This window comes from Halogranum rubrum, assembly GCF_900114455.1.
GTDB lineage: Archaea > Halobacteriota > Halobacteria > Halobacteriales > Haloferacaceae > Halogranum > Halogranum rubrum.
The window spans coordinates 917,561-940,606 of record NZ_FOTC01000002.1; the positions used below are offsets into that span (position 1 = coordinate 917,561).

Genomic DNA, 23,046 nt, shown 5'->3' on the forward strand with positions numbered 1-23,046 from the left:
GTGCCGCACTCGACGCTCGACTGACGATGGGGCAAATTCCGCGATATCTCGTCGCGATTAGCGAACTCGAACGATGTCACGGCAGTCCCGTCCCTACCGGCAGCGTCGCAACCGAACTCGGACGCTCGCCGTCGACGACGACAGAGATGATTCAGCGGTTGGAGAACGAAGGACTCGTGGTGTACGAACGCTACGCCGGCGTCTCGTTGACGCCGGAGGGAGAACGAAAAGCCGCGGAACTCACGCACACTTTCGAGACGCTGTGTACATTTTGTCGCGATATTCTTCAGTTGGAGGACTACGAGGCAGAGGCGATGCGTTTGACCGGAAGCGTCAGTCCGGTCGTCGCCGATCGACTCGAAGCGACGTTGTTGGAGTAGCGTCGCCGCTTAGTGCGTCGCTTCTTCGAGGACGAGCGTGTCGTCTTCGAGGTAGTGTTCGATGTGGTGTGCGTACTCTTCGAGTTCGAGGAGGTGGTGACGAAGCATCTCGGCGCTGGCGTGGTCACCGAGATTCGTCGTCAGTTCGATGTGCTCACGGACGGTTTCGATGATGTCTCCGTACATCTCCATGTCGTTGGCCAGCGACGTGCGGACGTCGTAGACGTCGTTGTCCTCGGGGGTGACGGGTGCCGTCTCTTCGAGCGTCTTCATCCCTGAGAGCGGGACGCCACCGAGCGCCTGCGCGCGCTCTGCGAGTTCGTCCGCTGCCTCTTCGGCCTCGTGGGCGGCCTCTCCGAGGAACTTGTGGAGTTCGAGGAACTCCGCTCCCTCGACGTTCCAGTGATGCTTCTTCAACTGGTGGTAGAGGACGTACGTCGCCGCGAGGTCGATGTTCAGTGCTTCGACGATCTGCTCTGCTTTCCCCTGCTCGATACGGAGTGCGGGACTCGCTTCGACGGTGCCTGCCTGCTGACGAACGATTTCCTGTTTACTCATCACTTGTATATAATGAGTCCCTCCCTCTTAGAACTTTGCAATCTACAAACAATTTTTCGTGCGACCTAAACCTCATGATTTGCTGCGTACGATACTCGTGAGGACGAGTCGATAGGTTCGTTCACGCGAGCGGTGTGATTTCTGTCACATCTGAGGCAGGGCCAGTCGTCGACGCGTTCGGTCTCTCTCGCCGTGTCAGCTCCGACGCAGATACAGCTAATACTGGTTGAGTGAGTGACCAGACATGGCCGAACCGAACGTGACGGTCGACCTGGAAGTAGAGGTCGAAGTCGACTCCGAAGAGCTCGAATTCGAGACGAGCGGAAAACACGAAGCCGAAGCCGAACTGGTCGTCGACGGTCTCACCATCGAAGTCGAAGTGGAGATTACGGTCGACGAGTGAGGCGGCCCCTCGGCCGCTCGGCCGAGTGCTCGCACGAACCGACAACAACTTATTTTTAGGCCCACCTAAGAGTAGCAGCCATGGACGACCCCGTTCGAGTGACGGTCGAATCCAACGACGAAGAGCGAACTGTCCGTATCCACGACGACGAGGGTGAACTCAGCGTCGGCGACGCGACGTTTCGGTTCGACGTGACTGGTGTTCGTACGCGAAGCGCAGACGACGAGACGCACGAGACGCCAGACGAGACTGACGCCAACGGTGAGAGTGTCGATGCTGGGGACGACGAAGACGCAACAGCCGACCCACACTACCTCGCAGCGGTCGACGACATCCCGGAACGCGGGACGCTCCGGTTCGAGGCACGGACGGGCCGATACGGTGTCGAGGGTATTCTCCAGCGAACCGACGAGGGCGTACTCGCGTGGGAGAACGCCTGTCCGCACGAACCGGACGTCAAACTGGACAAGGGGTTCGGTGCGCTCGTCAACGGCGGCCAACTCGTCTGTCACAAACACGGCGCGCGGTTCAACTGCGACGACGGGTTCTGCACGCGTGGGCCGTGTCGCGGGTCGGTGCTGGACGCAATCGGCGTGGAGGTGCGCGACGACGAGGTGTACCTCGACGACGAGCGATTCGAGGCAGGCTACGCTCTCGATGGCTAGTCGCGGGGAGAAACGGAGACGAAAACGACCGACCGGAGTTTTCCGGCGCTACTCGTAGCGCGCGAACGTTAGGTAGGCCGTGTGGCCGACGCCCGCCGTCGAGGGACGAGAGCCACGTTCGCCGAAGTCCATATGTCGCTGGATGGTCTCGAACGTCTCGATATCCGTGAGTCCGGCCTCGCGGGCCGCCTGCACCGACGCCCGCGAGTTCTCGACGAACGGCGAGTAGACGGCGACGAACCCGCCGGAGACGAGTAGGTCGGGTGCGTGTTCGACGACGTCGGGTGCGTTCTCCGTGTCGAGCGTCAGTAGGTCGAATCCCGAGAGGTCGTCGAGGTGCTCCGTGATGTCGCCCGTCCGCACGTCGACGAGGTCGTCGACGCCGGCGAGTTCCATGTTCTCGCGAGCGACGTCGGCGAAGTCGGCCTTCCGCTCGTAGGTGGTCACTTCGGCACCGAGGCGACCGAGATACGCCGAGAGGACGCCGGTTCCGGTTCCCGCGTCGAGGACGCGGTCACCCATCGCCGCGCCGGTGTGGCCGACGACGAGACCCACGTCACGGGGCATCATCGGCGCGCCGGTGCGCTCGAAGTGGTTGAACAGGTCCGGTCCGCGCGGTTCGCGGACGACGAACTCGTCGCCCAGATGTGACTCTAACACCTGTCCGGGTTCGACGTCGTCGGGGATGTCGACGATACCGAGGTCGGTGTGGAGTTCGCCACCCGGCGCTCGGAGATACTCTCGGTCGTCGTGGACGAGGAGGATCACTCCAGCCGTGCGATGGCGGCCGCGAGGTCGCCGTTCTCGGCTTCGAGTGCCTCTCGTGCTTCGTCCTTGCCGACGCCCGCGCGCTGGGCGACGATCTGGATGTCCGAGTCGGGAATCTCCGCGCCTGCGGCCTCGCCCTCGACGTCCACTACCGCGTCGTCACCGGACTCGACGGCGCTCGCACTGCCACCCTCGCCACGCGGACGCGACTCGGGGTCACCGACGATCTGGTAAGTCTCCTGGCCCTGCGCGTCCATGCGTGTGACCTGCGCACCGGTGAACACGAGTTCCTCGTCGGCCGTTCGGATGATGACCTCCTCGGCTTCGAGCTCCGTGACGTCGATGCCCATCTGTTTCATCATCTGCTTCATCTTCCGTGGGTTCATACCGCCGCCTCCAAACATACTCGGAGAGTCGGGTGCCGGTACAAAAAGGGTGACGAACCAGTGGCTCTGTCCCGTGCGACGTCAGCCTCACCTGTTCGTCGAGCGCTCGGCCGTGCACGTCGAGGCCCGAACGCCGTCGCAATCGTCGACACAGGGGACGACACCGCCGAACCCGGCGAACGAGTCTGACTGACGCAGTTTCTTCTCCCCACCCCGTGATGTGCGTGCATGTACCTCGCCGACCAGACGTGGCCCGAACTCGGAGACTACGTCGCCGAGGAGTCAGTCGCACTCGTCCCGCTCGGTTCGACCGAACAACACGGCCCGCATCTCCCACTCTCGACGGACCACACGATTGCGGAGTCGCTGGCGCGGGAAGCGGCCGACAGAACCGGGTTCCTCTGTACCCCGACGGTCAACGTCGGCGTCAGTCCCCACCACCGGCAGTTCCACGGGACGATGTGGGTCGACCCGCCGCAGTTCCGTGACTACGTCGAGTCGCTGACGCGCAACCTCACGTACCACGGCATCGACCGCGTCGTCTACGTCAACGCTCACGGCGGCAACATCCAGCACCTCCGCGAAGTCGGGCGTCGTCTCCGTGACGCTGGCGACGCCTACTGCATCGAGTGGATGTGGGACGAGTCGATCACGCCGCTAGTCGAGGAGCTGTTCGAGACGCCCGGACCGCACGGCGGGCCGAAGGAGACGTCGATGATGCTCTATCTCGACCGCGAGAACGTCCGCGAGGACCGTATCGACGACGCCGCCGCAGATGGCTGTCGAAATTTCCCCGAGGACGTCGACACGGTTCGGCACGGCGCACGGACGTTCTACGACGCCGCCGACAACACCGACAACGGCGTCCTCGGCGACCAGAGGGACGCATCCGCCGAGAAAGGCGAGCAGTTGTTCGAGGCGGCGACAGAACAACTCGTCTTCCTCTTAGAGTGGCTGGACGGGCAGGCGTTCGCAGACCTCCTGCCGAAGCCACACGTCGACCCACAACCCGGTAGTCGACGCTGAACTTTCCAAATATTTCTGTATTATATTCTGAAATAGCGTACATATTGGTGAGTTAGGGGTCGAATTTGGGAAAACATTCAGATTCACGTCGTCGCTATAATCGGTGTGACATTATGAACACAGGAAGACGTGACGTGTTGAGAGCGACAGGGGGGCTGTTGGTAATCGGCGGTCTCGCTGGCTGTACCGGCAGTGACGACGGGTCGACGGGCACAGACACCACGACCACAGAGACGATGGAAACAGAGACGTCGATGGGGACGGAGACGGCCACGTCGACCGAGACACCGATGGAGACGGAGACGGCGACGACGACGGACGACTCCGAGATGGGGATGGTTCGGGTCGCACACGCCTCGCCGGACGCGCCGAACGTGGACGTCTACGTCGACGACTCCGTGGTACTCGAAGACGTCCCGTTCAGGACGGTGAGCGACTACCTCGATGTTCCGACCGGAACGCACACGGTCAAGATTACCGCCGCAGGTGACGAAGAGACGGTCGCATTCGAGGGCGACGTCGACGTCGGCGCGGGAGCCTACACGGTCGCCGCCATCGGCGAACTCACGAGCGAGGACACGGAGTTCCAACCCCTCGTCGTCGAAGACGACCTGAGCGACCCCGGGTCCGATATGGCCCGGGTGACGCTGGTCCACGCATCCCCCGACGCACCCGCTGTCGACGTGACTGCAGGCGACGGCGAGACGGTCGTCTTCGACGGCGTCGCCTTCGGCGAGACAGAAACGGCAGAAGTCCCTGCTGGCGACTACACCCTCGAAATCCGCGGTGACACCGACTCGAACGACGGAGAGGTCGTCACGACTGTCGACGTGACACTCGACGGCGGCGCGGTCTACAGCGTGTTCGCTCTCGGTTACCTCTCGCCCGACGACGAACCGGCCGACGAATCGTTCGGACTGGAACTCGTCCAGAACAACTGAGAGCGACTCGCGTTCGCTTCGACCCTCACGCGAACTTTTCGTTCGATGACAGAAATCTGCTTCTGAAAACACTAAACTGCCACCCGCCAGAGCATCTTCGCATGGACCCTCGAATCGAACGACAGGCGGAGATTTTGGTCGACTACAGTATCGAAGCGGAGGCCGGTGACGAAGTCGTCGTCACCGCACCGCCAGAGGCGGAAGACCTCGTCGTGGCCGTTGCCGAGAAACTCGGCGAGCGCGGCGCGAACATCACGCACAAGCTTGCGTCTTCCCGCGCCACACGCGCGTACATGAACGCCCTGGACGAGGACGACATCGAAGAGAACGCCGTGTTCCGCGCGACGGCCGAAGCGATGGACGCCCACATCTACGTTCGGGCGAACCGTAACAGCCACGAACTGGGTGACGTCGACCCCGAGAAGATGGCCGAGAACCAGCGAGTCAACAAAGAGACGAGTTCCATCGCACACGAGAAGCGGTGGGTACTGACACAGTATCCCACCGAAGGCGACGCACAGAAGGCCGAGATGTCGACGGACGCCTACGCAGACTTCGTCTGGAACGCCATCAACCGCGACTGGCAAGAACAGTACGACCACCAAGAAGAGTTCACGGAGATGCTCGACGAGGCGTCCGAAGTCCGCATCGTCAGCGGCGACACGACGGACATCCGGATGAACGTCGAGGGAATGCGTGCGGTCAACGACCACGGGAAGAACAACATGCCCGCAGGCGAGGTGTTCACCGCGCCGAACCCCGAGAGCGTCGAGGGCGAGGTGCTGTTCGACATGCCACTCGTGACCCGAGGTCGAGAAGTCGAGAACGTCCGACTCGTCTTCGAGGACGGGAAAGTCGTCGAACACAGCGCCGACCGAAACGAGGAACTGCTCACCTCGATGCTCGACACCGACGACGGTGCGCGTCGCCTCGGCGAACTCGGTATCGGGATGAACCGCGGCATCGACCGGTTCACGAAGAACATGCTGTTCGACGAGAAGATGGGCGACACCGTCCACATGGCCATCGGGCGCGCCATCGACGAGAACGTCCCCGAGGGCAAGGAGGGCAACGACAGCGCCATCCACACCGACATGATTCTCGACATGAGTGAGAATTCCTACATCGAACTCGACGGCGACGTCGTCCAGCGAAACGGTACGTTCTCGTTCGAGGACGGGTTCGAGGAGTAGGTCGACGGGACCAACGTTCTTCTGCTCTTAGGTGTTACGGCCACAAGTGTTTCCCGACTCCACAGGAGACTCAACACGATGGGTGTCATCCGCACCGTGTTCAGATTCTTCGGTCTCGCATTTTATCTCGCCGGGCTAGCGACCGGACTGTACGCGCTTACGCTCGGCTGGTCGGTGGTTCAATCGGGTGGTTCGAGCGTCCTCGAACTGGTCGCCGCCCTCTGTATGGCGGGGTTGTTCCTCCTTATCGGCCGCGCCCTCTCACAACGTGGGAAGGGACTGCTCGGCTACGGTAGCGGGGCCCGCGAACAACTGGACCAGTGAGGGGCCCAAAATCGCACCGAGAGACCTTTGGTATCGGCGCGTCGACTCGACCCCGATGGGGTTGACACGTGTCGCCGCCACGCTATTGGCACTGAGTCTGTATCTCGTGGCCGCAGTCGCGGGACTATACGCACTGCTGTTTCTCTGGACGTCGTCGCAGTCACCGACGCAGTCGAACCTCCTGACGGCGGGCGCACTGCTCGGAGCGACGGCGCTCTGTGTGGGCGTCGGAAAGTTACTGGCTCGACACGGCGGTCCGTTCACCGGGTACGGCGCGGGTGGCATGGGGAAGACGCAGGGACCGCGCTGAGACGCGTTGTCACGAGAAGGCGATGTACGGCCCGACGACGACCAACACGGCTGCGAGCACCTGCTTCAGTCGCGTCTCGTCGACGTGGTGGGCGACCCACCAGCCGACGACGACGCCGGCGAGTTCCGGGACGCCGACCAACACCGCGAGTTCGACGGACACGGCGTCGCGAACCAGATAACCAGCGGTGGCGAACGCCGCGATGAAGACGGACTGCACCTGCGCCGCACCGACCGCGGCGAGGAGTGGAACGCCGCTCGCGACGAGGAGCGGCACAGCGAGGACGGGACCACCGACACCGAGGAGGCCGCCAGCAACCCCGACGAACAGGCCGAGACCCGCCGTGACGAGCGTGCCGCGGCGCGTCGTCGGGTCGAGTGTGACGTCGGTGCTCGTTCGTGTTCGCCACCAGATGAGCAGTCCCGTCGCCGAGACGAACACTCCCAAGAGGATACCGAACAGGTCGGTCGGGAGGATGTCGTTCAACCGAACACCGAGGAGTGCCCCGACGATACCCGTCGCCGAGAGGACGGCCGCCAGTCGCCACCCCGTCGCGTCCGAGAGTTCGCCGGAACGGACGTACGTCGCCGTTCCGAGGAGTCCCGTCGCGACGAACGTCGCGCTGGCGGTACCGACGACTGTCGCCGGTGCGACCGGTGTGAGCGCGAACAGCGCGACGGTGAGGAAGATACCACCGGGGCCGACTGCCGTGATGCCGATACCCGCGAAGAAGGCGACGAAGACGAGGACGGCGGCGAGACCGACGTCGAATCCAAGAATCATCGTGAGATAGAGAGAAGAGTGAAGCCGGGGCGTTAGAAGCTTCCCGAGAAGATCGCCGAGAAGACGCCCTCCGCCGAGGAGATTGCGAGGTAGATGGACAAGAGGACGAGAAGGCTGTTGACGACGTTGAGCTTCCAGCCGTTCGCGTGTCCGTCCATCGTCTTACTGTCGTTGACTGCCCAGAGCAGCAAGACGGCCGTGATAGGCAGGCCGACCACGCCGTTGTACGCCGGGAAGAGGATGATCATGTCCACGACGCTCAGCCCGAACGCGATGTGGACGAGCGGTGAGAGACTGCCGAGGGCGACGAGGCCCGCGTAGAGCAGTTTGAACACCCGGTCGTCGGCGGTGACGTCCATCCCGTAGGCGTGCGGAATCATGTAGGCCGGTGCCCACATGATGGGGACGATACTGTTGAACGCGGCGGCGACGGCGCCGACGATGAACGCGGCCATCGCCCAGTCGCCGAGGATGGTTGCGAGCGCTTCGCCGGGGGTGAGGAACGTCGCGAGTTCCGTCACGCCCGCCGGACGGAGCACGGCGGCGGCGACGACGACGATGGCGATGGTGGTCAGCCCACCGACGGCGTAGCCGATAGAGAGGTCGGTTCGCATCGAGGAGACGGCCGACTCGTCGGTCCAGCCCTTCTGTTGGACGAGGTTCGATTCGAGGAAGAAGTTCGGCCAGAGAGCCGTCGTTCCAAGGATACCCGCGGCGAGCGTCACGGCACCGGCAGCGGGAATCGTGGGGACGAACCCGGCGGCCATATCCGTGAGCGACGGTCCTGCCGCACCGGCGACGGCGACGTAGGCGACGAGCAGACCGAGCATCATCCCGGTCATCACCCGCTCGACCCAGCCGTAGCCGAGGATACCGACGACGATAGCGAGTCCGCCGGTGACGAGCGCGAGTGGTTGCCAACCGACGGCACCACCTAGCAGGACGGAGACGCCTTTCCCGACGGCGGCGGTCAGTTCGAGACACCACGCCACACAACCGACCGAGAGGAGGATGGCGACGGCGGTAGCGAGTGGTTTACCGAGTTTCCGTCTCGCGAAGACCATCAACGGTTCGCCGAAGATACCGAGACGGGCGCTCATGTCCTGTGCCATGAAGCCGAGTAAGACGGCACCGACGACGGCCCACAGCAGCCCGTAGCCGTACCGAACGCCAGCGGAACTCGCGATGAAGACGGAGCCCGAGCCGAAGTAGCTCGCGACCATCACGAAGGCGAGACCGTACCGCCGGAAGAACTCGGTGATCGAAAGATTCTGTACCGCAGAGACGACGCTATTGCGTGTGCTGTTGCTCATAGTAAGCGACGACGCTGCCGACTACCGGCAGTGGTCGAATGGTCAAAATCGTCCGACAGTCGAAACCCGCGGGGCCCTGTCGAATTGAGACGAATAGGTCGACTCACGCCTCACTGGTATAACTAATCGCTGTATTTACAAGCTGGGCCGAAGCCGTCTTCGGGTCACTCGACTCGCGTACTCACGGCGAGGCCCTGCCCGAGGGGCAACACCACCGTCTCGAAGGCGTCGTCGCGCTGGACGTGGTCGAGGTACGCCGCGATGCCGCGTGTCGACTCGTCGGCGTCGCCCATCTCACCGCCTTCGACGTGGATCAGCAGAGCGTCGAAGTCGACGGGGCCGGCCATCACGTTGTCGGCGACGACGACGCCACCGACGGGGACGTTGTCGCGTACGGATTCGAACGCCTCGACGTAGCGGTGTTTCTCGTTGTCGACGAGAACGACGTCGAACGGGCCGTCGTAGTCGTCGACGATATCGATGGCGTCGCCCTCCTCGAACGTCGCTCGCTCGGAGAGGCCCGCCTGCTCGAAGAACTCGCGGGCCATCGCCAGTTCGTCGGCGTCGAACTCGGTCAGGACGATAGACCCATCTTCGGACATCCCCTGCAGGAACCAGTACGCCGAGTAGCCGAATCCGGACCCGAACTCGAAAATCCGACGGGCGTCGGTCAAGCGTGCGAGGAGTCGAAGGAATCCGCCTGCGTCGGGGCCGATGATGGGAAACCCCCGTTCCTCGGCGTGTTCGGCCATCGCCGTCTGAATCTCGTCGTGTTCGGGACCACTCGCACGGACGAACCGTGCGACGTTTGCGGGGAGCACAGTCATGGCAATGCGTTCGCACGACACACGCTTGAATGTCGTGGCGGCTTTCACTTCCGCGTCCGGCCTACGGTGTCTCGATGTACGCGTAGTCGTCGCGGACTTGGAGTTTCGTGAGTTCGCCGACACCGGCCGGGACGGTTTCGACGCCCTCGATGAGGTCCGCCTCGCTCACGTCGAGTGCGTCCATCGAGTTCTCGCAGGCGCGAAAGGAGACACCCTCGTCGAGGAGTTCTCGGACTCTGTCGGCCTGGTCGGACTCTTCTTCGACCAAGAGTTTGATTCCCGCGCCGTTGGCGACGAGGACGACGTTCTCGACGTCCGTCGAGTCGTCGGCCAAGAGGTTCGCCACGTTGGCGACGGCGTGGTTCTGTTCGTCGATACCCTGTGCGAAGTGGAATACGGTGCTCATGGTTGGCTCTGGTGTGCTCGTTTCGGTCTCTGTCTCTGCGGATGTTGGCGGCGGTGTCTCCGTCCCCGACTCGTCGGGAGGCGTCGGCGTGTCCGTCGAGCTCTCCGAGGAGCCCGTACAGCCAGCGACGACGAGGCCCGTCCCGACGCCGGCGAGTTCGAGGAACCGTCGGCGAGAACGACTCATCGACTGAACAGTCGGGTGAGAGAGATATTACTACGTGGGTCATAAGGTTCGTCACGTCCCCAGTTCGGAGGCAACTCCTGCACTGTCGTTCAACACTTAAGTCGTGGCCAACCCTCATCTTCGACAATGTTCGACCCCGACGATTTGGAGCGGATTCGCTCCGCGAAAGACGAGTGGGAGGAAGAGACACTCGAACCCACCCTAGAACGGTTCGGGGAGCGCGAAGACGAGTTCACCACCGACACTGGCGGGCAGGAAGTCGACCGACTCTACACGCCCGACGACGTAGCCGACCTCGACTACCTCGACGACGTAGGCTTCCCGGGCGAGAAGCCGTACACACGCGGTGTCTATCCGACGATGCACCGTGGTCGCCTCTGGACCATGCGTCAGTACGCCGGGATGGGTACCGCCGCGGAGACCAACGAGCGGTTCCGCTATCTCATCGACAACGGGTCGTCCGGCCTCTCGATGGCGTTCGACCTCCCGACGCAGATGGGGTACGACTCCGACGCGGCGATGTCGGCCGGCGAAGTCGGGAAGTCCGGCGTCGCCATCGACACGCTGGAGGACATGGAACGCGTGTTCGAGGGCATCCCGCTCGACGAGGTGTCGACGAGTATGACCATCAACGCGCCCGCGTCGGTCCTGCTCGCGATGTACATCGCCGTCGGCGACAAGCAAGGCGTCGACCGCGAGCAACTCCGCGGCACGATTCAGAACGACGTGCTGAAAGAGTACGTCGCGCGCAACACCTACATCTACCCGCCCGAGGAGTCGATGCGCATCATCACCGACATCTTCGAGTACTGCGCCGAGGAGACGCCGAAGTTCAACACCATCTCCATCTCGGGCTATCACATCCGCGAGGCCGGGTCGACGGCGGCCCAAGAGATCGCGTTCACACTCGGTAACGGCATCCAGTACGTCGAGGCGGCCATCGACGCCGGACTCGACGTCGACGAGTTCGCGCCCCAGTTGTCCTTCTTCTTCAACGCGCACAACAACATCCTCGAAGAGGTCGCCAAGTTCCGCGCCGCCCGCCGGATGTGGGCGAAGATTATGGAGGAGCGATTCGGCGCGGAGAACCCGAAGTCCAAACAACTCAAGTTCCACACGCAGACCGGCGGGTCGACGCTGACCGCCCAGCAGGTCGAGAACAACGTCGTCCGCGTCGGCTATCAGGCGCTCGCGGCGGTGCTCGGCGGGACGCAGTCGCTGCACACCAACGGGAAGGACGAGGCGCTGTCGCTGCCGACGGAGCAGTCCGTCCGGACGGCGCTCCGAACCCAACAGATTCTCGCCCACGAGTCGGGCGCGGCCGACACCATCGACCCCCTCGCAGGCAGTTACTACGTCGAGTCGCTGACCGACGAGGTGGAGGCGGAGGCGTTCGAACTACTGGACGAAGTCGACGAACGCGGCGGGATGCTCGACGCCATCGAGAACCAGTGGGTACAGAAGCAGATTCAGGACGTCGCCTTCGACCGCCAGCGCGAAATCGAGGACGAAGAACGCGTCATCGTCGGCGTCAACAAGTACCAGGTCGACGAGGAAGAACAGATGGACGTCGAGGAAGTCGCCGAAGAGGAGGAACAGAAGCAAGTCGAGTCCGTCGAGGCCGTCCGTGAACGACGCGACGAGGAAGCGGTCGAGGAAGCACTCGCCTCACTCCGAGACGCTGCGCAGGGCAGTGCGAACCTCCTGCCGCACATCGTCGACGCGGTGAAAGCGTACGCGACGGTCGGCGAAATCTGTAACGTCATGCGCGACGAGTTCGGCGAGTACAAACAGGGGTACTGAGACTCTTCCCCGGTCACTCCTACCGACGAATCCAGAGCGACGCCCCATACCACTTTCCCTGGAACGAGAAGAGCGCGCCGTTCAGCGTGGTACGGTCGTCGACTTCTTCAGGGATATGCGGAGTCATTCCGAGTCGGTCGGCGACTTGCGCCAAGCCCTCAGACATCTCCCCGTGTTCGGTGTACAGTCGTCCGTCCGGACGGTCAGTCGCGGCACGAACGACATTGACGACGGCAGCGTCGTCGCTCGTGTCGAACTCCGCGTCGACGACGTTCGATTCGACGTGTCGCTCTAGCTTCTCTCTCGACGACGCGACTTCTTCGATGGTGAACGTGTAGCGCGTCAGGTTGACCGGTCCCTTCTCTGCTCGCGGAACGAGATATTCCGGATACTCGTCGCCCAGTTTCAGATAGTCGAACGGCGGCGACGGGACGAGTTCGCTCGCCTCGGGGTCCATCTCGTGGTGAAAGTTTGGGCCACGACCCTGCAGTGCTCGGTCGTCAACGTCGAACACACTGTGCCCCCGTACCGTCTCTATTGCCCGCTTGACGACGAGTTGGTCTGTCTCAGAGAGCGACGATGGTGGTTCTGAGACGACGGTGTCAGAACTGTGTGGCTCTTTGTCGACCAAATCGAGGTAGAACACCCAGCGCTCTTCGGTGAACTCGGTTTGAGCTGTCTCGGTGATGGAGTAGTAGGTTCCATCTCGCTCGACGAACACTGGCCTCGGCCGAGTCGTCGTCCCGAACGAGCGATTGTACGCGAGTTGCCACTGGACAGATTCGGCAGTTCCCGTCTCGAAGAGCGTGTCGACGACTGATTGTTTGTATGCATCAGAGTAGTCGATAGCTGCTTGGGCGCGAATGGTCGTTGGGTCAACCAGTACGAAATCGTCGGTCAAGTCTGTGAGCGATTCAGCAGTAGGTGTAGTGGAGAGTCGATACTGTAGACCGTCGTAGTCGTCGATGCAACCAGCCAGTCCGACGAGACTCGTCGCTGCGAGGCTCGACAGAAACCGTCGGCGGGGGACCAACCCGGAGTGCATACGCTGTCTGCTGGTGGGGTCAGTATAGGTCTTGTCACTCTGCAGAAACGAGTGTCGGTCGACTCGCCGAGTCAGTTCTCCAACTCGTCCAGAATCGGCCGGTACTTCAACTGCACTTCGTCCCACTCTCTGTCCGGGTCGCTGTCGGCGACGACGCCGACGCCCGCGAAGAGCGTCGCCACGTCGCCCGTCGACACCGCAGAGCGGAGCGCAACGGCAAAGGAGCCGTTTCCGGCGGCGTCTATCCAGCCGACGGGAGCGGCGTACCAGCCACGGTCGAACGGTTCGGTGTCGCGAATCGTGTCGAGCGCCTTCTCGGGCGGGAGGCCGCCGACGGCGGGTGTCGGGTGGAGTGCCTCCACGAGGTCCAAGACGTGTTCGTCGCGGGCGAGTTCGGCCGTGATGGGCGTCCAGAGATGTTGGACCGTCGCCAGTCGGCGGACGGTTCGCTCGCCCGTCGACATCGACGCCGCGAAGGGGGCGAGTTGGTCGCGGATGGCGTCGGCGACGAGTTCGTGCTCGTGGACGTTCTTCTCCGAGTCCATCAGTTCCTCGGCCAGCCACTCGTCTTCGGCGGGCGTCTCGCCGCGACCGGTCGTCCCAGCGAGTGCGCCCGTCTCGACGGTTCGCCCGTGGCGGGTGACGAGTCGCTCGGGGGTCGCGCCGAAGAAACTCGCGTCGCCGGACGCGGGTTCGACGAGGAAGCGATGGCAGTCGGGGTACTTCTCGGCGAGGCGAGCGAGGATGTCCGGAATCGACAGTCGCTCTTCGAGCGAGCACTCCAGCGCCTGCGCGAGGACGACCTTCTGTAACTCGCCGGAGCGGATTCGGTCGACGGCGGCGTTCACGCCGGTACACCAGTCGTCGAGGTCGGTCGTCCGGGTTCGGTCGGTGACGCCCGGCGGGTCACCGACGGGGCCGGGGTCGGGCAGGTTCGCGAGGCGTTCGCGTTCCTCTTCGAGTCGCGTCTCGACTGCCTCCGGCGTCGCGTCGGGGCCGACGGCGTTGACCGTCAGCCACGTCCCGTTGTCGGCGTAGGTCACCTGCACGCGAGGAAAGACGAAGCGTGCACCGGGGAAGTCGGTCCACGGCGGGCGCTCGGCCCCGTCGTCGTGGAAGGCGAACCCGCCGAAGAGTCGCGGGCAGGCAGCCTCGGTACCGGCGTGGACGTCGCCAGTTTCGAACAGTGCCTCCGCTCTGTCGCGGATTCGTCGAAACCGGTCGGGGCCGTTCGCCGTCAGTGTCGCCGCTGCGTCGCTGCCGACGACAGTCGCCTCTCCGGGTGCGCTCCAGACGGTTCGAGGCGTCGTTGCATCGGCGAGAACTGCGCGAAACGGCGGCGTCGGAATCTGCACGGCCCGACTGACCAGTCCCTCTCCGACGGCCACCGGGTCGCGTTGCGGCGCTCCCATTAAAAAGCTGTCAGGGCCGCGTGCCCTTTACCCTAACTATACCGCTCCTCGTTCCACGGGTTCGCCGTGTCGGAGTAGCCGCGTTTCTCCCAGTAGCCCAGTTCGTGCTCGGTGAGGAACTCGACGCCCGAGACCCACTTCGCACCCTTGTAGGCGTACTTGTGCGGCGTGACGACGCGGAGCGGACCACCGTGGTCGGCGGGGAGCGGTTCGCCGTCGTACTCGTAGACGAACAGCACGTCGTCGCGCATGCACTCTTCGAGCGTCAAGTCGGTCGTGTAGCCGTCGAGCGAGTGGAACATGACGTGCACCGCGTCGTCGGTGACGCCTGCGGCCTCCGCCAGTGTCGGGAAAGAGACGCCGGTGAACTCGCAGTCGAACTTGCTCCACCCGGTGACGCAGTGGAAGTCCTGAATCTGCGTCTCGCTCGGGAGGTCGGTGAACTCCTCGAAGGTGAGCGTCAGGTCGTCGTCGACGGCACCCCACACCTCGAAGCGCCACGTCTCGCGGTCCCACGAAGGGGTGCCGCTCTTCGAGAGGACGGGGAATCGGTCGGTCTTCCGCTGTCCCGGTGGGAGTCGGTCCTCGCCAAATGATTGATAGATGTCGGTGACGTCCTCGGCCATAGTCGACTGTTCTCCTCGATTTACCTATGGTTACCGACTTCGTCCGAAGTTTTCCCATTCGGTGTGTAAATCACTGTAAAACGAGAATATTCGTTCGAACGAGCGAAAGATTCCTTTTCGCTAGAGGCACTCATATGGCCGATGCCCCGTCAGGTTTAAATGCTCCCTATCCAAAGCGTCGGACGTTCAGATGCCGAAAGTAGAGTTAAACATCCCCGAACATCTCGAAATGCAGATCGCCCAGATGGTCGAACAGGGCGAGTTCTTGAACCGTGAAGAGGCCATCGAGGACCTCCTGTCGACCGGGATGAAGGCGTACAAGACGAGTGGCCCGATGGACGACAACGAACCGGGCTTCGAAGACGACGGCATGATGGGTCACGAAGACGAGTACGTCTTCTGACTGGTCACGTCGACGTCCACGACACTCCCCGTAGCATGGCAGGGGGACGCAATAATTCTTAAAACAGCGACGTGCGTATCACAACACATGCATAAAGACGACCTGCTTGAACTGCACGAGCAGATGGTAACGATTATGGAGTATTTCAGGGCGCAAGAACACGTCGACAGTTCGCTGTTCGACCCGTACGAGGAACTCAGCGTCGACCCTTCGCACGTCCACAAATCGAAGAGTGAACACAAACACGCCGTCTTCGTCCTCGGCAACGCGCTCGCCAGTGCGATGAGCGAAGACGAGTTCTCCAGCGCCGGCCGCGTCGGCAAGCGCATGGAAGAACTCGCCGAAGACGCCGAGTCGAAACTCTAGTCTGTACTCTTTGCGCTCTGTGATCGCTGACAGCACTGTGACGCGGCTATCGGCAGATGTGTCGTTTTCTCTACCGCGACATTCAAGCACGGCGGCACGTAGTGTCAGCTATGGTCCCGACGTTCGAAACCCTCCCCGTCCAGCGGGCTGCCGTCGTGCTGGCCGCGCTGCTGGCCGTGGGCCTCGTCTGGTGGGTCGACCGACCGGCGGGACGGTGGGGCCAACAGCTCCGTCGCCGGTTCGTCGCTGGCGTCCCGTGGGGGACAGTCGTCTCCATCTGTTTCGTCCTCGCCGTCTATCTGTTCGTCCAGGGTGGACTCGCCCACTGGTTCACGCCCATCGTCATCCCGTTCACCGCGTGGTCGTACACCTATCCGCTCGGGATGGTGACTGCGGCGTTCTCTCACTCCGGCCCGAACCATCTCGTCGGCAACCTCGTCGGCACGCTCACCTACGCCCCACTCGTCGAGTACGCGTGGGGACACTACCCACGTAACCGCGGGTCGACCTCGTTCTCGTCGTGGCGGACGAACCCCTACGTGCGCGCGTTCGTCCTCTTTCCCGTCGCCGTCGTCGTCGTCGGATTCGCGACGTCCTTCTTCGGCCTCGGTCCCGTCATCGGCTTCTCCGGCGTCGTCTTCGCGTTCGCTGGTTTCGCACTCGTCTACTACCCACTCGGCACCGTCTTGGCGCTCGTCGCTGGACAGGTGATTCGGCTCGTGTACGGTGCGTTCTTGACGCCCATCTCCCGCGTGTCGAGTCGAGAGGTCTTCTCGACGCCGTGGTTCGCCGACATCGCGCTGCAGGGACACGCCCTCGGGTTCCTCCTCGGTGTCCTCCTCGGCCTGTGGGTCTCCGAGCGTCGTCGCGACGACCATCCGTCCGCACTTCGGTTGTGGACCGGTGTGCTGTTGTTCTCGGTCGCTCAGTCGCTGTGGGCCGTCTACTGGTTCCGCGGCAACGGTCAGTTCATCCTGTATCGGGCTGGCGGACTCGCTCTCGTCACACTCTTGGCGACGCTCGTGACCGCCGCCGTCCGTACCGACGACAGCCGAATGTCCGCCCACTGGGATGCAGCGGGTGCTGGACGAGCAGAGACGCTCCGTGGGTCACTCACGAGACTCTCGCGCCCCCAAGTGGCGTTTCTCACCCTCTTGCTCGTCACGGCGTTGCTGGCGGGGCCAGGAGCCGGTGTCAACCTCCTCACCGCGGCCGACGACGAACTCGATGGTCCCACCGTCTCGGTCCGTGACTACGAGGTGACGTACGCCGAGAACGTCCAGAACCAGATGGTCGCCGTCGCCAACGTGGAGGCGTTCGGCGAGACGACGACGGTGCAGACGTCGGGCGTCATCGTCCAGAGTTCCGAGCGAAATCTCTGGATTACGGCCGTCTCGAAGTCACAACTCGCGTTCGACGGCAGCGTCCCCGTCCGCCTCGGCGACGTCGGATGGCGCGAGACAGTCGTCGCCACTCGCGACGGGTGGGAAGTCGAGGGCAACAGGTCGGTCTATCGCGTGACACTCCGCGTCGGCGACGAACGAACCCCCGTCTTCGCGTCGGACCCCGTCCGCGCAGAGCCAGTACTCGCCGGGCAGAACGTCTCGCTCGCGGCCGACCGAGACGGGTACGCACTCGTCGTCGGAAACGGGACGCAGCGCGCTCGTGCGCCACTTCCGGTCAAGAACGAGTCGGTGGCACTCGGCGGAATCGAGTTCACCAACGAGGGCAGAAAACTCGTCGCGCGGACGGACGACGGGACGGTCGTCCGGGTGGCGACGAGAGAGACGTACAGTTAGTTACGCCACTCGATACGGTAGACTTCGGTCTCTATCTCTCGCTTCACCTTCTCGTGGAAGTCGAACTGCCGGTCCAGGTCGAACGTCGCCTGAAACGCGTGTGTGACCTCGCCAGCGTTGTCGGCGGCGAACGCCTCGACGAACTCCTGGCTCCCGGCGTTGTGGACGGAGTACGAGACGTCGGCGATGTCGGCAGCAGTCACGAGAAACGCCCGGTCTGCACCCTCGTGGCCGTCCTGTGCCCCGAACGGGGGGTTCATCACGACGGTTACGGGTTCTTCGATACAGAGTGGCGCGCGCGTCGCGTCGCCGTGGAGCCAGTGAATCGGCGTCGTCGTCCCGACGCGCTTCTGGTTCGCACGGGCCGTGTCGAGCGCCGCGCGGTCGAGTTCGAGACCGACGACGCGGGCCGGACCGCGGAGCGCCGCACCGAGCGCGAGCATCCCCGTCCCGGTGCCGAGGTCGACCACCGTTCGGCCCTGGATGTCGCCTTGGAGGTCGGCGATGTGGACGACGTGCGCGGCCAGTCCCGGTGGCGTCGGATACTGTTCGAGCGACGCCTGTGGATTCTCGAAGCCAGCGACGACGGCGAGTTTTCCTTCGAGCGCGCGCTTCGTCGCCATCAGTTGACGGGAAGCGTCAGTTCGGCGTCGCCCGCGAGTGTGAGTTGGACGCCCTCTCGGTCGGCCCGTTCTGCGAGTGCGGCGAGCGCAGGACGGACCTTCTCGGGTGCGGCGACAGTGTCGACGGTGACCGTGAGTCGACTCGCACCGAGGAACGACGCCGCCTCGACGTACTCGCGGAGGGAGTCTATCTCTGTCTGCGTGGCGAGCGAGCAGTTCTCGTCGAAGCGGGCGGTGACGGCGAGAGTCGCAGCCTGATACCCTTCGTCGGCGAGTTCCGCCTTGACTTCCCGAAGATACGACGACGCGGTCGAATCGAGGGCCGCAGCGTCCAGTTCGACCGAGGTGACGTCTGCCGGACGGCACGTCGAGACCGCTCGTTGAACGTTCGGAGAGTGGGTCGTGCTCATGTTACTCATACATATTTCGAGGTTATACAAAAATCTTTGTGAATGCGTGGTAGTTATTCTTCGTGGCGAAATGTCCCGTTGTCAGATACCGTCTGTAGCAGTCGAGCTAGTGACTCATGTGACCTCGTCACATAGTACGTGTGGGGAGCACACGCTCCCTCCCCCTTACGCACGAGACTCGACTCGCTCGTCAGTCTCGCTCATTCGGCCCACTGTTCGTCGTACTGTCGCTATCCGCTTCGGTGGACAGCGACAGTCGTCCCCGTCTCGTCGCGGACGGTCACCGTATCGCCGTCGTTGTTCCACACCGGCGAGTTTCGACCCCAGTAGTAGTCGGTGTCGCTGTCGCGGCCACTCCCGGTGTGAATCACCAACGATTCGCCCGACTCGAGTGTGGTCCCGGTCCGAACGGTGTAGACGTGGTCGGCGGCGTCGGCGACGGTCCATCCGCCGAGTGCCAGCGACTCCGACCCCGTGTTGGTGAGCGTGACGTACTCGTCGTTCAGGTTGTCGCCGTCCGCTCCCGCCGCGTCGGCGTGGAGCGAGAGACGGAGGGGTCCGTCTTCGCTCTCAGATTCAGTCTCAGTCTCAGTCGCTGCCGACCCACCGTCGGCAGCGGCCGTCGCGCAGTTCCACACACCACGATTGGCCTCCTGCGCTGCGCGCTCGGCGGCGGCGTACCGCGTTCGTTCGACGAACTGACTGTCGTACATCCGAGCGTGGCCCTCGGCGACGAGGCGATAGTTGAACTGCTCACCGTCGAGATAGACGTAGGCGAGGAGGCGGTCGTAGTAGCCGCGTCGACCCTCGTTCTCGTCGAATCCGAGACGAACCGTCCGACCGTCAAGCGTGTCGGTCGCGAACTCGCTGGCCTGCTCTCCGTACCGACGGAGACACTGTCGTCCGGCGTCGGTCTCCGGAACACCCTCGAACTCGTCTGGGGTGTTCTCGCCGTACGTCTCGGGCGTGTCGACACCGAGGAGACGAACCGTGTCTCGTGTCCCGTTCTCGTAGCGAACTTTCACCGTGTCACCGTCGACGACGTCGACGACGGTCACCGTGACGACGGGGGCCGTCGACGCCACGGGTGTCCCGACCGAGTTCGGTGTCTGTGCCGACGCCCCGCTCGTCCCGTCCGAGGCATCCATCGGGGTCGACTGCTCGGGAGTCACCGGTGCGACACATCCACTCAGAACGAGTAAGATAGAAAGAAAGACAAGAACGTCGAAACGACGCGCGCGAACCATCGTTCGGATTGATTGACTGTATGGGTATATAAATCTACAGTTGAATACCGATAGATTTCTATTCTCTGAGCGAGTTTGCGGCAACAACTTCCTATTATCCGGGGGAATCGCTTCTACTGGCACAAAGCTTTAAATTCGTCCTCGTCCACAAACCTTATAATGGAGCGTCCAACCCGACAGCGTCAGCAAGCGCAAGAGGTCGAACAGGAAGCGGACGAGACAGTACAATGTCCGGAGTGTGATTCGACCGACATCATCACGGACGCCGACCAGGGAGAACTCGTCTGCAACGACTGTGGTCTCGTCATCGACGAACGCTCTATCGACCGCGGTCCCGAGTGGCGCGCGTTCAACCACTCCGAACGCCAGTCGAAGTCGCGCGTCGGCGCACCCATCACCGAGACGATGCACGACCGCGGGCTGACGACGACCATCGACTGGAAGGACAAAGACGCCTACGGACGCTCACTCTCCTCCGAGAAACGCTCCCAGATGCACCGACTCCGCAAGTGGCAGGAGCGCATCCGCACGAAAGACGCGGGCGAGCGCAACCTCCAGTTCGCACTCAGTGAAATCGACCGCATGGCTTCCGCATTGGGTGTTCCACGCTCCGTTCGAGAAGTCGCGTCTGTCATCTATCGGCGCGCACTCAACGAGGACCTCATCCGCGGCCGCTCCATCGAGGGTGTCGCTACGAGCGCGCTCTACGCCGCGTGCCGACAGGAAGGCATCCCGCGGAGCCTCGACGAAGTCGCGGAAGTCTCGCGCGTACCACAGAAGGAAATCGGCCGGACGTATCGCTACATCTCTCAGGAACTCGGTCTCGAACTCAAACCCGTCGACCCCAAGCAGTTCGTCCCACGGTTCGCCTCTGCGCTCGAACTGAGCGAAGAGGTGCAGGCGAAAGCGGTCGAGATTATCGACGTCTCCGCCGAACAGGGGCTACTGTCGGGGAAGTCGCCGACAGGGTTCGCCGCCGCCGCCATCTACGCCGCGTCGCTGCTCTGCAACGAGAAGAAGACGCAGCGTGAAGTCGCCGACGTCGCGCAAGTCACCGAAGTCACCATCCGAAACCGATACCAAGAACAGATCGAAGCGATGGGCTTCCGCTGAGACGAGGCGCGTCCGACTCCTACACGACACAGCCTTTCTCCGCTTGTTACGGGTTTCGACTTACTGACGAGTGTAGACCACGACGTTGCGGTTCCACAGCGCCAGTTCGTACTCGTCGACTCGGTAGCCCGTGAGTCGCTCGTCCAGCGCCGCCCTGTACTGCGGTTGGGCGACGACGACGGGCGGCGTCTCGTCGAGCGTGTCGAGTCGCGTCGCGTTCGAGACGCTCGTCGTCTCGGCGTCCATCCGCTCGAAGTACCACGGAAGCGGGAGGCGGTTGCCCCACGATTCGGGGACAGGTGGGTAGTCTTCGTCGCTGTCGTCGGCGAGGTAGTATCGGTCACCGACGTAGACGACGTCGATGCCCTCGTTTCCGGCCATCGCCGTTGAGGCGTTGGTCGCCATCGCGTCCAGGTCGCCGGCGGGTTGGCCGTACTGTGCCATCCGGTTGTCCCAGTCGCTCGGGCCGTAGACGTTCGAGGCGGCGAGCGCGCCGGCCTGTGCGACGACGGCGAGTATCAACAGTGCGGCGATGCCCGTTCTGGCAGCGTTTCGGTCGGAGACGCCCTGTCGGGCGAAGCGAACGAGTTTCGCGCCGCCGACTGCCGCGAGGAGACTCGTCGGCGCGAGCGTGTGGACGATAACCCACGGAGCGGTCAGTTCGGTGATGACCGGGAAGAACAACAGTGAGGCCCCGGCCCAGTAGCTCGCGAAGGCGACGACAGACCGGTTCCGTCCGGCGTAGCGTTCGGCCGCGAAGCCGAACAGGCCGAGGAGGAAGAGCGGCGCGGCGAGGACGACGAGCAGTTCGACGTGCGCAGCGATGTACGCGAGGAACTCGTGTCCGTCTCGGTACTCTACCCAGACACCGACGTACTTCCGGAGCGACCCGTAGAGCGCCTCTTCTAGCACGGCCGGGAACGTCAGTGGGTTCCAGAGGTCAGGACCACTTCCGTCGGCACTCCGCGGTGCGTAGAAGAAGATGAAGACGGCGACGAAGAGGAGAAACGCCCGTGCGAGCGGCGTCACCCAGTCGTGAAGGGTTCGCCCGTAACCCGAGACACGGTCGAGTGCTGTCTGTCGGGCGTCGCCGTAGACCCGAACGTGGTCGAAGACGAGTGCGCCCGCGACGAGCCAACAGGCGACGTAGCCGACGATGAACCCCGACGTGGTGAACGCGAGCGCCCCGGCGAGTGCCGCCCCGTAGAGATACCGGCGGCGACCAGTGTCGACGAGGCTGACCAGACAACCGAGTGCGACGAGCGAGAAGGCGGCGAGCGGGAGGTCACCTCGGAGGAATCGGGAGTAGTAGACGAGCGTCGGACTGAGCGCGAGGATGGCGGCGAAGACGACTGTCTCGTCGGCGGCGAGTCGACGGCGGAAGAGGAGTGCGACGAGAGGGAGCAAGCCGCCGACGAGTGCCACGACGAGGCGAGCGGAGAAGTCCGAGGGACCGAGGAGTGCGAAGACGGGTTGGTCGACCAGATAGAGGAACGGACCGCCGGCGACGGGTCGATACTCGAACGCACCGGTCTTCAGAAAGCGGAGCGTCCAGTATCCGACGCGGCCTTCGTCCCAGTGAAACGACCGGGTTCCGAGGCCGACGAGGCGGACGACCACCGCGAGGAGCGTGAGGGCGACGACGGGGAGGATGACTCGCCCGTCGTGGTCGGCCGAGTCGTCAGCGTGCGACATGTGCGGTCATCCACTGCCTCACGGCAGAAAGCTTT

The 23,046-nt window shown here is 63.4% G+C and carries 27 protein-coding genes; 13 read left to right on the plus strand and 14 right to left on the minus strand.

Annotation, left to right across the window (positions count from 1 at the left end):
* Window positions 1-26: 26 nt before the first annotated feature.
* Window positions 27-380, plus strand: coding sequence for a metal-dependent transcriptional regulator (locus tag BM083_RS13025; RefSeq protein ID WP_089869908.1), 354 nt, complete (start codon window positions 27-29; stop codon window positions 378-380).
* A 9-nt stretch (window positions 381-389) separates the two neighbouring features.
* Here the strand turns inward: BM083_RS13025 and dpsA are convergent, their stop codons facing one another.
* Window positions 390-938 (minus strand): DNA starvation/stationary phase protection protein DpsA, encoded by a 549-nt coding sequence (gene dpsA, locus BM083_RS13030; RefSeq protein WP_049893452.1) that lies wholly within the window; start codon window positions 936-938, stop codon window positions 390-392.
* A 244-nt stretch (window positions 939-1,182) separates the two neighbouring features.
* Between dpsA and BM083_RS23355 the strand changes: the two genes are divergently transcribed.
* Window positions 1,183-1,341 carry a hypothetical protein gene (locus BM083_RS23355; RefSeq protein ID WP_177197630.1) on the plus strand — a complete coding sequence of 53 codons (159 nt, stop codon included), beginning with the start codon at window positions 1,183-1,185 and terminating at the stop codon, window positions 1,339-1,341.
* A gap of 80 nt (window positions 1,342-1,421) precedes the next feature.
* Window positions 1,422-2,006, plus strand: a complete 585-nt coding sequence (locus tag BM083_RS13035; protein WP_089869909.1) for a Rieske (2Fe-2S) protein — start codon at window positions 1,422-1,424, stop codon at window positions 2,004-2,006.
* A 48-nt stretch (window positions 2,007-2,054) separates the two neighbouring features.
* Here BM083_RS13035 and BM083_RS13040 read toward each other — a convergent pair whose 3' ends face one another.
* Both BM083_RS13040 and BM083_RS13045 read right to left on the minus strand, forming a co-directional pair.
* Window positions 2,055-2,774 (minus strand): tRNA (adenine-N1)-methyltransferase, encoded by a 720-nt coding sequence (locus BM083_RS13040; protein WP_089869910.1) that lies wholly within the window; start codon window positions 2,772-2,774, stop codon window positions 2,055-2,057.
* Complete coding sequence (locus BM083_RS13045; protein ID WP_089869911.1) at window positions 2,771-3,178, minus strand: nascent polypeptide-associated complex protein; 408 nt, start codon at window positions 3,176-3,178, stop codon at window positions 2,771-2,773. Before BM083_RS13045 ends, BM083_RS13040 begins: the two co-directional genes overlap by 4 nt.
* Window positions 3,179-3,388: 210 nt before the next feature.
* On the opposite strand from BM083_RS13045, the gene BM083_RS13050 reads away from it, so the two are divergent.
* The 5 genes from BM083_RS13050 to BM083_RS13070 all read left to right on the plus strand — a co-directional run bounded on the left by BM083_RS13050 (window position 3,389) and on the right by BM083_RS13070 (window position 6,954).
* Window positions 3,389-4,186 (plus strand): creatininase family protein, encoded by a 798-nt coding sequence (locus BM083_RS13050; protein ID WP_089869912.1) that lies wholly within the window; start codon window positions 3,389-3,391, stop codon window positions 4,184-4,186.
* Window positions 4,187-4,299: 113 nt separating this feature from the next.
* Window positions 4,300-5,127, plus strand: coding sequence for a DUF4397 domain-containing protein (locus BM083_RS13055; protein ID WP_177197631.1), 828 nt, complete (start codon window positions 4,300-4,302; stop codon window positions 5,125-5,127).
* A 101-nt stretch (window positions 5,128-5,228) separates the two neighbouring features.
* Window positions 5,229-6,320: an aminopeptidase gene (locus BM083_RS13060; RefSeq protein ID WP_089869913.1), complete on the plus strand. Its 1,092-nt coding sequence runs from the start codon at window positions 5,229-5,231 to the stop codon at window positions 6,318-6,320.
* 78 nt (window positions 6,321-6,398) lie between these two features.
* Window positions 6,399-6,644 (plus strand): hypothetical protein, encoded by a 246-nt coding sequence (locus tag BM083_RS13065; protein WP_089869914.1) that lies wholly within the window; start codon window positions 6,399-6,401, stop codon window positions 6,642-6,644.
* Window positions 6,645-6,699: 55 nt separating this feature from the next.
* Window positions 6,700-6,954, plus strand: coding sequence for a hypothetical protein (locus BM083_RS13070; protein WP_089869915.1), 255 nt, complete (start codon window positions 6,700-6,702; stop codon window positions 6,952-6,954).
* Window positions 6,955-6,963: 9 nt separating this feature from the next.
* Here BM083_RS13070 and BM083_RS13075 read toward each other — a convergent pair whose 3' ends face one another.
* The 4 genes from BM083_RS13075 to BM083_RS13090 form a co-directional block, all read right to left on the minus strand.
* Complete coding sequence (locus BM083_RS13075; RefSeq protein ID WP_089869916.1) at window positions 6,964-7,737, minus strand: sulfite exporter TauE/SafE family protein; 774 nt, start codon at window positions 7,735-7,737, stop codon at window positions 6,964-6,966.
* A 32-nt stretch (window positions 7,738-7,769) separates the two neighbouring features.
* Complete coding sequence (locus BM083_RS13080; RefSeq protein WP_089869917.1) at window positions 7,770-9,050, minus strand: Nramp family divalent metal transporter; 1,281 nt, start codon at window positions 9,048-9,050, stop codon at window positions 7,770-7,772.
* Window positions 9,051-9,214: 164 nt separating this feature from the next.
* Complete coding sequence (locus tag BM083_RS13085; protein WP_089869918.1) at window positions 9,215-9,877, minus strand: O-methyltransferase; 663 nt, start codon at window positions 9,875-9,877, stop codon at window positions 9,215-9,217.
* Between the two features lie 61 nt (window positions 9,878-9,938).
* Window positions 9,939-10,469, minus strand: coding sequence for a DsrE family protein (locus BM083_RS13090; RefSeq protein ID WP_089869919.1), 531 nt, complete (start codon window positions 10,467-10,469; stop codon window positions 9,939-9,941).
* Window positions 10,470-10,595: 126 nt separating this feature from the next.
* Between BM083_RS13090 and BM083_RS13095 the strand changes: the two genes are divergently transcribed.
* Entirely contained in the window at window positions 10,596-12,272 is a 1,677-nt protein-coding gene (locus BM083_RS13095; RefSeq protein WP_089869920.1) for an acyl-CoA mutase large subunit family protein, read from the plus strand.
* Between the two features lie 19 nt (window positions 12,273-12,291).
* Here the strand turns inward: BM083_RS13095 and BM083_RS13100 are convergent, their stop codons facing one another.
* From BM083_RS13100 to BM083_RS13110, 3 genes are all read right to left on the minus strand, one after another.
* Window positions 12,292-13,317, minus strand: a complete 1,026-nt coding sequence (locus BM083_RS13100) for a DUF8127 domain-containing protein (RefSeq protein WP_089869921.1) — start codon at window positions 13,315-13,317, stop codon at window positions 12,292-12,294.
* 71 nt (window positions 13,318-13,388) lie between these two features.
* A complete protein-coding gene (locus tag BM083_RS13105) occupies window positions 13,389-14,729 on the minus strand; it encodes an isochorismate synthase (RefSeq protein ID WP_089869922.1) in 1,341 nt (446 codons plus the stop codon).
* Window positions 14,730-14,761: 32 nt separating this feature from the next.
* The gene (locus tag BM083_RS13110) at window positions 14,762-15,355 is read right to left on the minus strand and encodes a sulfite oxidase-like oxidoreductase (protein WP_009374488.1); all 594 of its coding nucleotides are present in this window, start codon (window positions 15,353-15,355) and stop codon (window positions 14,762-14,764) included.
* A gap of 190 nt (window positions 15,356-15,545) precedes the next feature.
* Between BM083_RS13110 and BM083_RS13115 the strand changes: the two genes are divergently transcribed.
* The 3 genes from BM083_RS13115 to BM083_RS13125 all read left to right on the plus strand — a co-directional run bounded on the left by BM083_RS13115 (window position 15,546) and on the right by BM083_RS13125 (window position 17,923).
* Window positions 15,546-15,758: a DUF7120 family protein gene (locus BM083_RS13115; protein ID WP_009374487.1), complete on the plus strand. Its 213-nt coding sequence runs from the start codon at window positions 15,546-15,548 to the stop codon at window positions 15,756-15,758.
* A gap of 87 nt (window positions 15,759-15,845) precedes the next feature.
* Entirely contained in the window at window positions 15,846-16,124 is a 279-nt protein-coding gene (locus BM083_RS13120; RefSeq protein WP_009374486.1) for a UPF0058 family protein, read from the plus strand.
* Window positions 16,125-16,234: 110 nt separating this feature from the next.
* Entirely contained in the window at window positions 16,235-17,923 is a 1,689-nt protein-coding gene (locus BM083_RS13125; protein WP_089869923.1) for a rhomboid family intramembrane serine protease, read from the plus strand.
* Here the strand turns inward: BM083_RS13125 and BM083_RS13130 are convergent.
* The 3 genes from BM083_RS13130 to BM083_RS13140 all read right to left on the minus strand — a co-directional run bounded on the left by BM083_RS13130 (window position 17,920) and on the right by BM083_RS13140 (window position 20,203).
* A complete protein-coding gene (locus BM083_RS13130) occupies window positions 17,920-18,546 on the minus strand; it encodes an METTL5 family protein (protein WP_089869924.1) in 627 nt (208 codons plus the stop codon). The genes BM083_RS13125 and BM083_RS13130 overlap by 4 nt on opposite strands.
* The gene (locus BM083_RS13135; RefSeq protein ID WP_089869925.1) at window positions 18,546-18,956 is read right to left on the minus strand and encodes a DUF7961 family protein; all 411 of its coding nucleotides are present in this window, start codon (window positions 18,954-18,956) and stop codon (window positions 18,546-18,548) included. Before BM083_RS13135 ends, BM083_RS13130 begins: the two co-directional genes overlap by 1 nt.
* Window positions 18,957-19,186: 230 nt before the next feature.
* Window positions 19,187-20,203 (minus strand): lamin tail domain-containing protein, encoded by a 1,017-nt coding sequence (locus tag BM083_RS13140; RefSeq protein WP_089869926.1) that lies wholly within the window; start codon window positions 20,201-20,203, stop codon window positions 19,187-19,189.
* 159 nt (window positions 20,204-20,362) lie between these two features.
* Here BM083_RS13140 and BM083_RS13145 point away from each other — a divergent pair, with 159 nt between their 5' ends.
* Window positions 20,363-21,316, plus strand: a complete 954-nt coding sequence (locus BM083_RS13145; RefSeq protein ID WP_009374481.1) for a transcription initiation factor IIB — start codon at window positions 20,363-20,365, stop codon at window positions 21,314-21,316.
* Window positions 21,317-21,376: 60 nt separating this feature from the next.
* Here BM083_RS13145 and BM083_RS13150 read toward each other — a convergent pair whose 3' ends face one another.
* Window positions 21,377-23,011 carry a flippase activity-associated protein Agl23 gene (locus tag BM083_RS13150; protein ID WP_089869927.1) on the minus strand — a complete coding sequence of 545 codons (1,635 nt, stop codon included), beginning with the start codon at window positions 23,009-23,011 and terminating at the stop codon, window positions 21,377-21,379.
* Between the last annotated feature and the right edge of the window lie 35 nt (window positions 23,012-23,046).

Excerpts from the sequence above, each read along its gene's own strand:
- BM083_RS13090 (WP_089869919.1), bottom strand. The coding sequence starts at position 10,469 with ATGAGTCGTTCTCGCCGACGGTTCCTCGAACTCGCCGGCGTCGGGACG.
- BM083_RS13140 (WP_089869926.1), bottom strand. The coding sequence starts at position 20,203 with ATGGTTCGCGCGCGTCGTTTCGACGTTCTTGTCTTTCTTTCTATCTTA.
- BM083_RS13095 (WP_089869920.1), top strand. The coding sequence starts at position 10,596 with ATGTTCGACCCCGACGATTTGGAGCGGATTCGCTCCGCGAAAGACGAG.
- BM083_RS13080 (WP_089869917.1), bottom strand. The coding sequence starts at position 9,050 with ATGAGCAACAGCACACGCAATAGCGTCGTCTCTGCGGTACAGAATCTT.
- BM083_RS13055 (WP_177197631.1), top strand. The coding sequence starts at position 4,300 with ATGAACACAGGAAGACGTGACGTGTTGAGAGCGACAGGGGGGCTGTTG.
- BM083_RS13150 (WP_089869927.1), bottom strand. The coding sequence starts at position 23,011 with ATGTCGCACGCTGACGACTCGGCCGACCACGACGGGCGAGTCATCCTC.
- BM083_RS13120 (WP_009374486.1), top strand. The coding sequence starts at position 15,846 with ATGCATAAAGACGACCTGCTTGAACTGCACGAGCAGATGGTAACGATT.
- BM083_RS13045 (WP_089869911.1), bottom strand. The coding sequence starts at position 3,178 with ATGTTTGGAGGCGGCGGTATGAACCCACGGAAGATGAAGCAGATGATG.
- BM083_RS13070 (WP_089869915.1), top strand. The coding sequence starts at position 6,700 with ATGGGGTTGACACGTGTCGCCGCCACGCTATTGGCACTGAGTCTGTAT.
- dpsA (WP_049893452.1), bottom strand. The coding sequence starts at position 938 with ATGAGTAAACAGGAAATCGTTCGTCAGCAGGCAGGCACCGTCGAAGCG.
- BM083_RS13050 (WP_089869912.1), top strand. The coding sequence starts at position 3,389 with ATGTACCTCGCCGACCAGACGTGGCCCGAACTCGGAGACTACGTCGCC.
- BM083_RS13075 (WP_089869916.1), bottom strand. The coding sequence starts at position 7,737 with ATGATTCTTGGATTCGACGTCGGTCTCGCCGCCGTCCTCGTCTTCGTC.
- BM083_RS13115 (WP_009374487.1), top strand. The coding sequence starts at position 15,546 with ATGCCGAAAGTAGAGTTAAACATCCCCGAACATCTCGAAATGCAGATC.
- BM083_RS13085 (WP_089869918.1), bottom strand. The coding sequence starts at position 9,877 with ATGACTGTGCTCCCCGCAAACGTCGCACGGTTCGTCCGTGCGAGTGGT.
- BM083_RS13065 (WP_089869914.1), top strand. The coding sequence starts at position 6,399 with ATGGGTGTCATCCGCACCGTGTTCAGATTCTTCGGTCTCGCATTTTAT.
- BM083_RS13145 (WP_009374481.1), top strand. The coding sequence starts at position 20,363 with ATGGAGCGTCCAACCCGACAGCGTCAGCAAGCGCAAGAGGTCGAACAG.
- BM083_RS13100 (WP_089869921.1), bottom strand. The coding sequence starts at position 13,317 with ATGCACTCCGGGTTGGTCCCCCGCCGACGGTTTCTGTCGAGCCTCGCA.
- BM083_RS13135 (WP_089869925.1), bottom strand. The coding sequence starts at position 18,956 with ATGAGCACGACCCACTCTCCGAACGTTCAACGAGCGGTCTCGACGTGC.
- BM083_RS23355 (WP_177197630.1), top strand. The coding sequence starts at position 1,183 with ATGGCCGAACCGAACGTGACGGTCGACCTGGAAGTAGAGGTCGAAGTC.
- BM083_RS13125 (WP_089869923.1), top strand. The coding sequence starts at position 16,235 with ATGGTCCCGACGTTCGAAACCCTCCCCGTCCAGCGGGCTGCCGTCGTG.
- BM083_RS13060 (WP_089869913.1), top strand. The coding sequence starts at position 5,229 with ATGGACCCTCGAATCGAACGACAGGCGGAGATTTTGGTCGACTACAGT.
- BM083_RS13105 (WP_089869922.1), bottom strand. The coding sequence starts at position 14,729 with ATGGGAGCGCCGCAACGCGACCCGGTGGCCGTCGGAGAGGGACTGGTC.
- BM083_RS13130 (WP_089869924.1), bottom strand. The coding sequence starts at position 18,546 with ATGGCGACGAAGCGCGCGCTCGAAGGAAAACTCGCCGTCGTCGCTGGC.
- BM083_RS13035 (WP_089869909.1), top strand. The coding sequence starts at position 1,422 with ATGGACGACCCCGTTCGAGTGACGGTCGAATCCAACGACGAAGAGCGA.
- BM083_RS13025 (WP_089869908.1), top strand. The coding sequence starts at position 27 with ATGGGGCAAATTCCGCGATATCTCGTCGCGATTAGCGAACTCGAACGA.
- BM083_RS13110 (WP_009374488.1), bottom strand. The coding sequence starts at position 15,355 with ATGGCCGAGGACGTCACCGACATCTATCAATCATTTGGCGAGGACCGA.